General features: G+C 38.6%; 12 protein-coding genes. All 12 read right to left on the reverse strand.

Annotated features, from left to right (window positions below; genetic code table 11):
• Window positions 1-21: 21 nt before the first annotated feature.
• Window positions 22-876, reverse strand: a complete 855-nt coding sequence (locus tag ENO17_08235; GenBank protein ID HER25019.1) for an ABC transporter permease — start codon at window positions 874-876, stop codon at window positions 22-24.
• The gene (locus ENO17_08240) at window positions 873-1,727 is read right to left on the reverse strand and encodes an ABC transporter permease (GenBank protein HER25020.1); all 855 of its coding nucleotides are present in this window, start codon (window positions 1,725-1,727) and stop codon (window positions 873-875) included. Before ENO17_08240 ends, ENO17_08235 begins: the two co-directional genes overlap by 4 nt.
• Window positions 1,714-2,829, reverse strand: coding sequence for an ABC transporter ATP-binding protein (locus tag ENO17_08245; GenBank protein HER25021.1), 1,116 nt, complete (start codon window positions 2,827-2,829; stop codon window positions 1,714-1,716). The genes ENO17_08240 and ENO17_08245 overlap by 14 nt, the downstream gene beginning before the upstream one ends.
• Before the next feature lie 74 nt (window positions 2,830-2,903).
• On the reverse strand, window positions 2,904-3,974 hold the full coding sequence (locus ENO17_08250; protein ID HER25022.1) for an extracellular solute-binding protein: 1,071 nt from the start codon (window positions 3,972-3,974) through the stop codon (window positions 2,904-2,906).
• Between the two features lie 243 nt (window positions 3,975-4,217).
• Window positions 4,218-5,162, reverse strand: coding sequence for a hypothetical protein (locus tag ENO17_08255; protein HER25023.1), 945 nt, complete (start codon window positions 5,160-5,162; stop codon window positions 4,218-4,220).
• 103 nt (window positions 5,163-5,265) lie between these two features.
• On the reverse strand, window positions 5,266-6,984 hold the full coding sequence (locus ENO17_08260) for an ABC transporter permease subunit (protein ID HER25024.1): 1,719 nt from the start codon (window positions 6,982-6,984) through the stop codon (window positions 5,266-5,268).
• 13 nt (window positions 6,985-6,997) lie between these two features.
• Window positions 6,998-8,068 carry an ABC transporter ATP-binding protein gene (locus tag ENO17_08265; protein HER25025.1) on the reverse strand — a complete coding sequence of 357 codons (1,071 nt, stop codon included), beginning with the start codon at window positions 8,066-8,068 and terminating at the stop codon, window positions 6,998-7,000.
• 79 nt (window positions 8,069-8,147) lie between these two features.
• Window positions 8,148-9,182 carry an ABC transporter substrate-binding protein gene (locus ENO17_08270; GenBank protein ID HER25026.1) on the reverse strand — a complete coding sequence of 345 codons (1,035 nt, stop codon included), beginning with the start codon at window positions 9,180-9,182 and terminating at the stop codon, window positions 8,148-8,150.
• A gap of 471 nt (window positions 9,183-9,653) precedes the next feature.
• Window positions 9,654-10,859: a transaldolase gene (locus ENO17_08275; protein ID HER25027.1), complete on the reverse strand. Its 1,206-nt coding sequence runs from the start codon at window positions 10,857-10,859 to the stop codon at window positions 9,654-9,656.
• A 25-nt stretch (window positions 10,860-10,884) separates the two neighbouring features.
• Window positions 10,885-11,334 carry a ribose 5-phosphate isomerase B gene (rpiB, locus tag ENO17_08280; protein HER25028.1) on the reverse strand — a complete coding sequence of 150 codons (450 nt, stop codon included), beginning with the start codon at window positions 11,332-11,334 and terminating at the stop codon, window positions 10,885-10,887.
• A 17-nt stretch (window positions 11,335-11,351) separates the two neighbouring features.
• Window positions 11,352-12,308 carry a transketolase gene (locus tag ENO17_08285; GenBank protein HER25029.1) on the reverse strand — a complete coding sequence of 319 codons (957 nt, stop codon included), beginning with the start codon at window positions 12,306-12,308 and terminating at the stop codon, window positions 11,352-11,354.
• Window positions 12,305-13,120 (reverse strand): transketolase, encoded by an 816-nt coding sequence (locus ENO17_08290; protein HER25030.1) that lies wholly within the window; start codon window positions 13,118-13,120, stop codon window positions 12,305-12,307. Before ENO17_08290 ends, ENO17_08285 begins: the two co-directional genes overlap by 4 nt.
• Window positions 13,121-13,160: the final 40 nt, after the last annotated feature.

Genomic DNA, 13,160 nt, shown 5'->3' on the forward strand with positions numbered 1-13,160 from the left:
GAACCGTCCCCTGTATCAATTCTATTCTTCTTTGCTTTTGAAATAAAAATTTCCGACGGCAATAATGGAAACAGTTACGATTAAAATAAAAGATATGGCATTGATAACCGGGGTAGACCCATCTCTTACCTGTTGATATAAAATGATAGGCAGGGTGGGTTGAGAGCTAATCAGGAATGTGGTGGTATTAAAATTCTCAAAGGACATCAGGAAGGCTATGGCTGCACCTCCTATAACCGAGGGCTTGAGATACTGAAGGGTAATAAACCAGATAACCGAAAATCGATTGGCGCCAAGATCGGACGCGGCTTCTTCAAGCGTTCTATCAAATTTTCTTAACCTTGCTGAAATAACCATGGTTACGATAGTGGTAATAAAGGAAAACTGACCAAGAACTATAAGCCAGAAACCTGGCCTTAGTATTTTTATATCAATCCCAAAAACATTCTCAATAAATAATCCTACTGTAGTCGAGAATAAAAGTATGGATATACCGAGAATAACTCCCGGAATAACCAAGGGAGCGATCATTAAGAAATATAAAGCACCCTTAAATTTGAAATCTTCCTGTTCAAAGAGAAAAGCAGCCATCGTTCCGACAATAGTTGAAAAGATAGAAACTGAAATTGCTACTTTAAAGGAAGTAGCTATCGCCCTTAAATTCATTTTGTCATAAAATATACCAATTTTTTCAGGCCCTTTCCCAAAAAACCAATCAAAAGTAAACCCTTTCCAGGGCAAAGAGGGGAACATAGAATCATTAAAGGCCAGAATCATGGTGATAACCAGCGGAGCAAATAGAAAAATAAAATAGAAAAGTGCAAAAAGCCTGTAACCCGATAAATAACTTTTAGAATTTGGTAATGTTCTTATCATCTAACTACCTTCCTGAAATCCTGTTTGGTTACTTTCAAGGCAATCCATATTATTAAAGAGGATAAGGCTAACAATAAAAACCCAAAGGCAGCTCCCTGATTCCAATTAAAATAAGTGATGATCTGATTGTATATCTGTTCGGTAAACCATAGAGAGTTCTTGCCCCCCATGAGTTTCGGGGTCAAATAGCTGCCAAGAACCAGCATAAATACAATGATACTTCCGGACATGATGCCAGGCATTGAATAGGGAATAATGATTTCACGCCAGATGGCTATTTTCTTTGCTCCCAGGTCATAGGCTGCTTCGATAAGAGAATCATCAAGACTTTCCATAACCCCTATAATTGGTATAATCATAAAAAGCATGGAGGTATAAACCAGCCCCATTATCATGGTAATATCATTATAGAGCATCTCTGTGGGCTGTTTGAATAAACCGATACCTACCAAAAAATGGTTAAGTACTCCGCTTTCCCGCAAAAGTATCATCCACCCGTAAACTCTGATTAATTCACTAACCCAAAAAGGAACTAAAAGCAAAACCGATAATACTCCCTGTATTCTTAAATTAACAACTTTAGTAATAAAAAAGGCGATAGGAAGCGCAATAATCAGTACAATAAAGGTTACCATTATAGAATACATTGCGGTCCGTACGAAGGTAAGCCAATAAATCGGTTCGGTAAAAAAAGCGCTATAATTTTTAAGGGTAAATCCTGACCTTCCCAAGAATGACATTCTGAGCAACTCAAGATGCGGAAGTACGATCAATAAAAATAACCATAAAAAAACCGGGATAAAGAATATAACAAAACTCCATCTTATTTTAGATATTTTAGAGCTCCTCATATATCTTACCATCCGTTTTATTGAAGCATACCGCAGCTTCAGGATCCCAACCTATTTTTATCTTGTCCTTGGCTTTGATATAATCAAATTGCTTGTTCTGCGGCAGAGAGACAATAAGCTCTTGTTCTGAATTTTCAGGTACGACCAGCAGCTTGCTGTTCGCGCCATCAAAGAGTATTGCCTTGACACTAACATTCAAGACGTTCAGATTACTTTGCCCCATCTTTGGATTAATAATTACCGCCTCCGGCCTGACGTACAATTCGATAAGATCATCATCCTTTTTCAAATCAATAGGCTTGCTTAATTTAAAGCTTTTACCGTCTACGGTATCAGCGAAAAAGTTGCCCTTTTCATCTTTTCTTTGTTTTACAATAAATTTATTATTTTTTCCTACAAATTGAGCAACAAAAGCAGAAGAAGGATTGGCATAAAGGTGTTGAGGGGTATCAAGTTGTTCAAAATGTCCGGTATTCATGACCGCTACATAGTCGCTCATCACCATAGCCTCTGATTGGTCATGGGTTATATATACAAAGGTGGTACCTACTTCCACCTGAAGTTTTTTGAGCTCAATTTTCATATGCTCTCTCAATTTGGCATCAAGAGCTCCCAGGGGTTCATCCAGAAGAAGAGCCGATGGTTCAAGAACCAAGCATCGCGCTATAGCCACTCTTTGTTTTTGTCCGCCGGAAAGTTGAGTAATTTTTTTTAATCCATAATCCGGAAGCCCTACCCTTCCCAACATTGAATTGACTTTTTTTTCGACACTTTTACCTTTTTCCCCTCTCCTTCGAAGGCCAAAAGCAATATTGTCATGAACATTCATCATGGGAAATAAAGCAAGGTTTTGAAAAATAAGGTTTACCGGTCTTTTATTGGCTTCAATTCCCAGCATATTCTTTCCGCCAATTTCGACTGTTCCGCTTGTTGGTTGAAGAAAACCGGCAATCATTCTTAATAAGGTAGTTTTTCCGCAACCAGAAGGTCCCAGTATTGAGAAAAATTTTCCGTCCTCAACATCGAAGGAAACCTTATCCACGGCCGTGAAATGACCAAATTTTTTAGAAATATTTTTTACAGATAGTGCAATCTTCTGCATTGTAGCACCTTCCGTGCATCCATATTTATTATAAAAGAGAAGCAGGCAGTGTTTTCACTGCCTGCTTAATTTATTTATTTTGCAGCTTGAATTCTATCCATTACTTTACCTTCCATTTCTTCAAGTCCTGGAGGTACGGTGGGATACCAGTTTATATTCGCAAGAACTTCGGGAGGTAATCCTCGGGCAAAGTTGTCGGCAATTTCCGGATCAAGATATTTTCCGGCATCTTTTGAGGCTGTGCCATAGGTTTCTACATTGGTAAACACTGCTGCATTTTCCGGTCTAAGTATAAAGTTTATCCATTTATAAGCGCCTTCAACATTTTCAGATTTTGCCGGAATGGCAAAGGTATCAACCCATGCCAATGCACCACTGGTCGGAGCAAGATAATCGATATTTGGATTTTCCTTATGAAGCTTCCATCCTGCTTGCTCCCATGCCATGGCTGCCCAAACTTCACCTGATCTCATTGATTCAAGCAATTGATCACCGTTGTCCCAATAATTTCTTAGAACAGCCTTCCCGGCAATAAGCTTTTTGGCAATTTCATCAAGAAATTTTTGATAACCTACCGGGTCATTGTATAGAGCAAAGGGATCGTATCCGAATGAAAATCCCATGGCAATAAGTGTAGGTCTTTTCATCCTGTAGGAAACTCTTCCGGTATATTTCGGGTCAAGTAAATCTTTGTAATCTTTTACATCCGGTGCTTTTTCAAAGTTAACCACCAGACCTGAGGTGCCATAAACATGGGGCACTGCATAAGATTTACCATCAACAAGGGTATTCTTTTTAACGGCTTCAACCAAAGAAGGATCAAGCTGGTCAAGATTCACTTTGGAATAATCGATCGGTTGATAAATACCATACTCAGCCACTACAGAAGAAATTCTATCCTGTGAAGGTTGTGCAAGATCAAAGCCGCCGCCTCTGGTAGCCCTTAATTTTGAGATCATCTCCTCGTTATTACTCAGAATAACCTGAACTTCTATCCCTGTCTCTTCTTTAAACTTTGCTACAAGCTCTTCCGGTGCATAACCTGCCCAGGTAATAAGACGTAATACATTGGGAGCCGATAGCGCTATGATCTGACTACCGACACCGAAAAGCACTAAAGATACCAGTAACAAAAACACTGTCAATTTAATGGTCTTTTTCATTATTTTCCTCCATGTAAAATTTTTTTTAATTAATTTGATGCTTGATGCCATCAATTATGAGAGACACGATGTCTCCGAAAAATAAATTTTACTTGTTCTGCCTCCCCCCTCCTTTCTTTCTTGTTTTACGGTTTGTTTTCCCTCATCTACGGTACTATGATTGCTTTATATTACGGGTGGCAAGCCTCTCGTGGAAATGATACAGAGAACCGTCCCCTGTATCATTTATACACCATATTCTTCCTGAATAAATTTGATATTATTATGAGCATTTTCAAATTTCACTTTTCCGTAATTATAGAAATCGAATTTGATCTTGGAAATATTATTCTGGATCATGCTCCAAATGAACCAGAAAATGTCGGGAAAGGGTTTAAAAATATCAATCAGGTAGAGGGTTTTTTCGAACTCCTTGTCCTCACAGTAATGCCTTACTATACTTTTCTCTACATCTCGCGGAACTAAAATCTCCTGGAACATATCCGCCAGATCATAATAGCGAGGTGCCATCCCCGCATACTCCCAGTCAATAAGATACATCGGTTCAGGATATCTTCCCCGATCAGCCTCATCTACCAGCACGAAATTATCCGCTAACAGATCATTATGGCTTGCCGTGTATTCACTCTCCGGAATATTGATCGTTTCGGCGATCTTTTCCAGGTTTTTAATTATACCATCAATATCAAACTCCGGACAACTAATCTCCAGATTGTTTAAGATCCTGTGCATCTCTTTCACTTTATTTAAAGGATTAAAGATTTGAGGGAACTCAACTCCACTTTGGTGAATTTTTCGTATTGGCCTGGCAATCTTTTCATGAAGCTCTTCCTTTAAGAAATCAGAGTTTTTTAATACATACCCCGGAATAAATTCTACAATGGTAACCCTATATTCAGGCATATATTTTACTAGTTTAGGTGAAATGCCTACCTTGGCTACTCTCCTCATGATTTCTGCTACGATGCTTCTACTAATGAAAGTCTCTGTTTTATCACCGTAGATTCTTATGGTAAGATCCCCTTTTTCAGAACGCACCCGATACAATTTATTAGTAATACCACCACTTAATACACCTATCTTTATTGCTGTGTTCTTCCACTCTGGCATGAGTTTAAAAAATAGTTTTTCGGTAAACTCTACATCTAAAAGATTCGTGACTTCGCTCATCTTGCCTCCATTTTTTATAAATTTTTTAAATTTAGATTTTTCAAAGAAAGTATGCTACTTCTACTTTGTCCTAATATAAATTATGAGGAATAGATCTTTTTTATTAGGATAATTCACCTCCCGGCTGGTTAGTTTGTTCTCTATTTTTCTTACTGAAAAGGTTTAATACAAATATACTGACCATCACGACTAAAATGATCAAGAAAGACATAGCTGATGATGCCCCATCTTTGCCATCCTTTTCCAGGTTCACAACCGATATAGCAGCCAGATGAACATCCGGGGAAACTAAAAAAATAACAGCACTGATGGTGACCATGCTACGCATAAAATAGTAGTTAAGATTACCAAAAAACGAAACCTTGTTTAGAGGAAAAACTACTTTGGAAAAGCTGGTGAGTACAGTAGCTCCCAGACTGGTAGCTGATTCATCCATTTCTTTATCGATATTTTTCATATTGGTAATACTTGACAAGGTGCCCAGAGTAAAATTACAGATCACTACACTGATAATTACCAAAGCGGCTTTACCGTAGAGAAGGTCGCCAATATGGAGAAAACGAGTATTAAATATTAAGATATAACTTAATCCCATCACCAGTCCGGGTATAGCAGCCGGAATAACTGACAGCAAATAGAGAGGCTGGGCAAAAAATGGATTCTTCTTTTCAATAATATAACCATTTACCATAGTCAAAAAAGAAGCTGTAATGGCAACGATAATGGATATCCATAAACTGGTCCATAATACCCCCATACCGCCCGGTATCCTGAAATTAAAATGCTTGAGAGTGGGAGTCCAATTGTACATCCAGAGACTTATAAACGATTTGCAGATTATCACCAAAATTACGGAAAGCAGTATGAGGGTGATAACCCAGCAGTAGCTTGTAAAAATCCTTTTTTTAAAAGCACCGGAGGGGGTCAGGGTGGGTTTGGCATGACCACTGATCAAAGCAGTATTCCTTTTTGTAAAATAGTAATTTAAGAGAAAAGCAATGACCGAAGGAACCAGCAAGACTACCGCAATGGTGGCACCCATATCAAAGCGCTGCATGCCTATGACCTGAAGGTATATCTCGGTAGCCAGTACTTTGTAGTTCTGTCCAATAATAATGGGGTTACCGAAATCTGTAATAGCTAAATTAAAAACTAAAGCTGCTGCGGAAATGATACCATAGCGAGCTGTGGGAACAGTTATTTTGTAGAAAATTTTTACATCGGAAGCACCGAGGCTGGATGCGGCTTCATCAAGCCGGGAATCAACCGCCGAAAGAGTAGTATAAAGGATGATCATAGCATGAGGGAATGAATATAAAACCTCTGAAATAATGATGCCCGTTGCTCCGTAAATATTCCATTCTGTATGAAGTAGTCCGGTAATCAGACCATTTCTGCCAAATAGGGATACCAAGGCCATTGCCTGGAGAAGGGATGGGGCAACAAGAGGCGCCATAGCCAGAAAATAAAGTATCTTTTTCCCCGGTATGGTGGTCCTGGTCAGTCCATAAGCAAAGAAGAAAGCCAGAATGGTGGTGATCAAGGTGACCCACAAGGAGACATTTAAGCTGTTATACAGAGACTGCACTATAGTAGGAGTAGAGAAGTAATGAATAAAATTATTAAGGGTTAATCCTTTGCCAAAAAAATGAGTTTCCGGATTGTAGGGGGTAATGCTCAGGCGTAGAATATTACTTACCGGAACCAACATAAAGAGAATAAGGAAGAGACCTATTAGTCCTCCCGCAATATATATTACTAATCTGTCATCAAGTATCTTCCGTTGGCTTAATTCAAGTTTTTCCACTTTTGTATTGGGCATCTGCTTCTCCTAATTATTCATCTTTAAAAACCATGAACTCTTCAGGGGGGAAGTAAAGGGTTAAGGTCTCGCCCCGTTTAATTTTCATCTCTTCAAAACCTCTTTCCAGGCAATCAATGACTATTTCCATCTCTCCGACTCTGAATAATAGTCGTACCATAAGTCCCAGATAGTTTACCACGATAAGTTTTCCTTCCAGTAGATTCTCTTTAGGCCGTTCTTTATCAGGGCTGCCTACCATTATTTCAACTTTTTCCGGCCTGATGGCACCGTATACGCTATCAAAATTTGATTCTTTAGTTTTTGTTGTTTTTATTTTGAAGTTGTCCCCTACAATGTAGCCGTCTTTCAGTTTGCCTTTAAAAAAGTTACTGGTTCCTACAAAATTAGCTACATACTGGGATAAAGGTCTTTTATAGATAGAAATGGGATCGCCAATCTGCTCTATACTTCCCTGCTTCATAATAACTATCCTGTCAGATATAGCTAAAGCTTCTTCCTGATCATGGGTAACATAAATGGTGGTAATGCCTAAATCTGCTTGAAGCTGTTTAATTTCGCCTCTTAGTTTTAGCCTGATCTTGGCATCCAGAGCGCTTAAAGGCTCATCAAGAAGAATTACCTCAGGATTAGGAGCCAGGGCTCTGACCAGGGCTACCCGCTGCTGCATGCCGCCGGAAAGCTGAGGAGGATATTTTTCTTTGTGCTCCAGCAGCCCGACCATATTTAAAAGTGAATCAACCCGGTCTTTAATAATATTTTTAGGACGTTTATGCATTTCCAGACCGAAAGCCACATTTTCCTTTACTTTCATATGGGGAAAAAGCGCATAAGACTGAAAAACTATCCCAAAGTTCCTTCTCTGGGGAATGAGGTCATTAATGATTTTGTTATTATAGATTAATTTGCCTGCATCAGGTTTTTCGAATCCTGCAATCATTCTTAAAGTAGTAGTTTTACCGCAGCCAGAAGGACCGAGAAGGGTCAAAAGCTCCCCTTCTTTAATTTCTAAATCCATATCTTTTACTGCATATTTATCGCCATACTTTTTTGCGATACCTTCAAGAACAAGATTTTTTGTCATCTAAATTTCCTTCTAACTAATAAAATTTAGAGATAGGGCAACAACCGCCCTATCTCTATTTAGTTAATTATAATAATACTTATTTGGGTTCTGTTTTGGCCACAAAGAGTGCATTCCATTTTTCCATAAGTTGTGTTTTATTCATTGCACTCCAGTCAAAATCCATTTTAGCCAACTTTACCTCTTCAGGTTTAGGAAGGGGTAAGGTAGCTTGAGAAGTAATACCTTCTCTGGTAACCATTATTTTATATTTGGAATAGGCTTTCATAGCGTTTTCGCTGATCGCCCAGTCAAGGAACATTTTTGCTGCTTCAGGGTTTTTCGTCCCTTTGAGCAGAGCATTAGCTTCCAGTTCATAACCGGCTCCCTCTGCCGGGAAAACCATCTCAACGGGATAACCTTCGCTTTTCTGTCTGGCTACGCGATACCCGAATGATATGCCAATGGCAATTTCTCCTGTGGAAGCCAGCTTAGCAGGGGCTGAACCGGAATTGGTATATTCTACTATGTTATTATCCAGTTTTTTTAGATATTCCCAGCCGTCTTCTTTGCCTTCTTTAATTCCACCCATTAGGAGTAGAGAGGTAACCTGCAAGTACCCGGTTCCGGAACTTGCCGGATTAGGCATAATAATCTCGCCCTTGTATTCCGGCCTGGTTAGATCAGCCCAGCTTGTCGGCATAGTTAGATTCTTTTCGGATAACCGTTTAGTATTAACACAAAAAGCAGCTACATACATATCAATTGCTGTCCAGTAACCATCAGGATCCTTATATTCCTTACCGATTTTATCGATATCTTTAGGTTTATAGGGTTCCAAAATATCCTTAACCCGTGCAAGTTCGGTAACTGCAGTGCCATATATAACATCAGCCTGAGGATTATTTTTTTCAGCAAGCACTTTAGCCATCAGCTCGCCGGTGGAATATCTTATCCATTTGATATTTAGGTCGGGCAATTCTTTTGCTGCAAGTTCAAAATAATCAGCACTCTCATCTTCCTCCAGCGCTGTGTAAACAACTACTTCATTTGCGGCAGTCCATCCGCTGTTAAAGACAAATAGAATACTAAATACAACGAGTATCAACATTAAGGTTAATCTTTTAGTTTTCATTTTTTCCTCCTTTTATAATTTCGAATTTATCGGCAGACACATTCTCTGCCCGAGCCAAAAAATGATTCACCACCTCCATTCATAATTACATAGCATGTCCGAAAACTTCGAGAACAGATAACTTCAGAAACAACCTAATTTAATCTTGAGCTTAGATTGTTGAGTATAAGAAATTATAAATCTTATATAGATTCTTAAATATTTCTAATCTTTCTTATCTTATATATAGATGGTTTTTAAAATGCAGGCCCTTGGCTTTTAACCTAACCTTAATTCAGTTAGCTTTATTTTCTTTAGAGAAAGTGGGTATCTTTTCTGTATATATCTTGTTTAATTTTAACATAAATTCCAGTAGTAATAAAGGGGATTTTAGTCTTATAGCACTTTTTTTATCATTTAAAGTCATTCTCGGCTCAGATTATAAGAATAGATGCCCACGGTCATACCCGGGGGCATCTATTCTTATTGATTCTATCTCTTTTTCTCCAACCGAGCAGAAACAAAGTTTAGCATGCCAAAAGTTCTGTTGGAAAATTCTTTCGCTGTGGCAATAAGAGCAGGATGATTAATGAATTCATCTGCAGAAAGTCCGTCTTCCGAGTAAGCCTGTTCAAAATAAGGGATCTTGAGTAATTTATCTAAGACTTCTTTGGGCGGTTCTTCCTCAATTTGATGGCTAAATTCTAATTCATCACATTTTAGGATTAAGGCTTTGATAAATTTTGGTGGACAGGTATAAACAAAATTTCCACCGGCTATCTTTTCCAGGTGCCAGACTGCAACTTTTTTATCCTCAACTGGGGGAGAAACTCTCATAGAGCAGGCCAACATCTTGCTGGGATGCTTTTGTTCTTTTAGTATTTGATGCGCTTTTTTAATGATAGCCACTTCTGCCCATCTAACATCGGCTTCAGAAAGTTCGATTCCACTTTCACGTCCCTTTCCCGGAAGATCTCCTAAATCTCCGTATCGGGCCATCATATCGGTTATGACGGATCTCCATTTACTTAAGTCTACTTTATTTTTCTTGGCAATTTCCAGACCCTCTTTAACCGCATTGGCACAGACTATGAATTGAGGAAGAATAAAAGATAAAGTATTATTGGTTGCTATTCCTTTAGAAGTTAATATTTTGATTACCTCATAGCCTTCTTTCGTCCCGGGAACTTTGATCATTACGTTGGGAGAAAGCTTCGCCAGATCATAGGCTTGTTCCAACATTTTTTCTCGATCCTCGATATATCGGGGATCTACCTGAGCAGATATATATCCATTCTTATAATTGGATTTTTCAAAGAGAGGCATATACATCTGTGCTCCCCGTTTCACTATTTCCTTATAAGTCATCCAAAATAGCCTTTCTTGGTCTATGTGCGGATTTTTATCTATCAGGCTGTCTACGAATTTTTCCCAGTAGGCTTTTTGTATCTCAAAAACAGCCATGGACAAAGAAGGATTGGTGGTAACACCCCTGAAAACCATACTTTGTGGATCTTCTGGATTATAAAATCTTTTCAGCTGTTTCTGAACAATCTCTTTATCTTCTGCCGGTATTTCTTTTAAAACTTCTTGTTTCCAATCATCATAAATGATCGGTGAGGAATCCCACCATATTTCTGCTTCAGGATTTATTGCTATTAATCTTTCTAATACGCTTTTTTCTTTTCGATTAGTCACTTCTTAAAACCTCCAATATTAATATTTAATTGAAATTCTCTTTCTCTATCTCCATGATCTTTTGTACTTTTCTTTCTGATCTGCCACCTTGAAATTCTGAATTCAACCAGGCATTCACTAACATTTTAGCCAATTCTATGCCAGTAACTAGAGCTCCCAGGGTTATTATTTGAGCATTGTTGCTTTTTATGGCTCTTTCCGCCTGATAAACATTACAACAGGTAGCTGCCCTGATCCCTTTTACTTTATCAGCAGCCATCGCCATCCCCAAACCCGTTCCGCAGATAAGGATACCTCTTTCGAATTTTCCTTCAGCAATGGCATAAGCTACTTTTTTTGCTATATCGGGATAATCAATCGGATCTCTGGTAAAAGTACCAAAATCTTTATACTCTACTTTTCTTTCTTTTAATAAATCAATGATTGCATTCTTTAAATCTAACGCATTAAAGTCACATCCAACAGCTATCTTCATTACATTTCCTCCTTAGGTTAATTTGAATAAGAAGATTTCTTTTTCTTAACAAGGTTGATCACATAATCTACAATGCCGCTCTTGGAAAGATGATATTTTTCCAAAAGGTCCCCATAGCTACCCGTAGTACTAAATACATCGGGAACTCCTAATCTGACCACTCTTATAGGATTTTCCTGGGAAAGGAATTCGCTGACTGCACCGCCTAAGCCACCTACAATACTATGGTCTTCGATAGTGAGAATTATATCTGTCTCTTTGGAAACTTGAAGAAGAAGCTCGTAATCCAGCGGTTTTATGGAAGGCATGCTGATCACTCCGACTTCAATTCCCAATTTAACCAGTTCCTCTGCAGCTTCCATGGTTCTCCATACCATCCCTCCCATGGTAATTAAGGTAATATCCTTTCCTTTTTGAAGTGCTTCCCCTTTTCCGAAGGAAAAATGGTAATCTGATTGATGAAAAGTAGGTAATTTTTCACTGCCAATTCTGATATAAACCGGTCCGGTGTATTTAGCCGCTTCATTTACGCAGGCTCTTATTTCAATGGCATCAGAAGGCACAAGCACTTTCATATTAGACAAGCTCCTCATTACTGCTATATCTTCCAAAGATTGATGGGTATATCCCAGGTAAGAATAATCAAGTCCGGAGTTACGCCCGGCAATTTTGACATTGGCAAAAGTATAAACTAAATCATCTCTAACCTGCTCAAAACAACGCATGGTAATAAAAGGAGTTATGGCACAAAAGAAAGGTATCTTCCCGCTCAAAGCAAGCCCTGCACAAAAACCAATCGCTGATTGTTCTGTTAAACCAAATTCTAAATGCCTTTCCGGGAAACACTCTTTAAAAGGGCCGAATCCTGAACTGCCTGAAGAATCAGTCGATACGGCTAAAATTCGCGGGTCTTGTTTGGCCAGTTCTAAAACTTGGTTACCGAATACTTTTCGTGGATCGTTTAATTCTTTCATAAATAATTCATCCCCAATTCAATAAAAGCTTTTTTCATTTCTTCATCTGTTGGTTTCCAATAATGATATTTGTAATTATTCTCTGCAAAAGAAAGCCCTTTCCCTTTTATGGTATTAGCTATGATACAGGTAGGACACTCTTTTTTAAGGGGTAAATTTTTCAGTGCTCCAAATATATCTACAAAATCATGTCCGTCAATCTCAAGGGTTTGCCACCCAAAGGAACTCCATTTCGCTGTCAACGATTCTGTGTTTAAAACATCTTTGGTATTTCCATGTATTTGAAGTCTGTTTCTATCAATGATAGCTATCAGATTATCTAATCTGTAATGACTGGCTATTTCAGCTGCTTCCCAAACAGAGCCTTCGGCAATTTCACCATCACCCATAAGGACATAAACTTTGTAATCTTTCTGATCTATTTTCCCGGCAAGAGCCATTCCACCCCCTATGGCAAGGCCATGCCCTAAAGAACCGGTATTGGCCTCCACTCCGGGTAGTTTGTGACGATCGGGATGGCCAGGCAGTTTACTATTTAAAGAGTCGTAGGTAGTAAGTAGTTTTTTATCGAAATATCCTTTTTCTGCCAAAACAGAATATAAGGCAAGACACTTATGCCCTGCGCTTAGAATAAATCGATCCCTATCTTCCCATTGAGGTTCTTGCGGGTTACATCGTAATAGGGAAAAATACAATGCGGTAATCACTTCTATACACGAAAGACTACCGCCGACATGGCCACCCTGTCCGGATTGAATCATTGTGATAATATTTCTTCGTAAATTTAGAGCTGTTTGCTTTAAATTGTTAATTTGTGTATCCGAAATTTCCACTTAAATCCTCCTTCCACTC

Source organism: Candidatus Atribacteria bacterium, assembly GCA_011056645.1.
Lineage (GTDB): Bacteria > Atribacterota > Phoenicimicrobiia > Phoenicimicrobiales > Phoenicimicrobiaceae > Sediminicultor > Sediminicultor quartus.

Bases quoted from the DNA above. Each gene is read 5' to 3' on its own strand.
- rpiB (HER25028.1), bottom strand. From the start codon at position 11,334: ATGAAGATAGCTGTTGGATGTGACTTTAATGCGTTAGATTTAAAGAAT.
- ENO17_08235 (HER25019.1), bottom strand. From the start codon at position 876: ATGATAAGAACATTACCAAATTCTAAAAGTTATTTATCGGGTTACAGG.
- ENO17_08245 (HER25021.1), bottom strand. From the start codon at position 2,829: ATGCAGAAGATTGCACTATCTGTAAAAAATATTTCTAAAAAATTTGGT.
- ENO17_08270 (HER25026.1), bottom strand. From the start codon at position 9,182: ATGAAAACTAAAAGATTAACCTTAATGTTGATACTCGTTGTATTTAGT.
- ENO17_08265 (HER25025.1), bottom strand. From the start codon at position 8,068: ATGACAAAAAATCTTGTTCTTGAAGGTATCGCAAAAAAGTATGGCGAT.
- ENO17_08255 (HER25023.1), bottom strand. From the start codon at position 5,162: ATGAGCGAAGTCACGAATCTTTTAGATGTAGAGTTTACCGAAAAACTA.
- ENO17_08285 (HER25029.1), bottom strand. From the start codon at position 12,308: ATGAAAGAATTAAACGATCCACGAAAAGTATTCGGTAACCAAGTTTTA.
- ENO17_08240 (HER25020.1), bottom strand. From the start codon at position 1,727: ATGAGGAGCTCTAAAATATCTAAAATAAGATGGAGTTTTGTTATATTC.
- ENO17_08260 (HER25024.1), bottom strand. From the start codon at position 6,984: ATGCCCAATACAAAAGTGGAAAAACTTGAATTAAGCCAACGGAAGATA.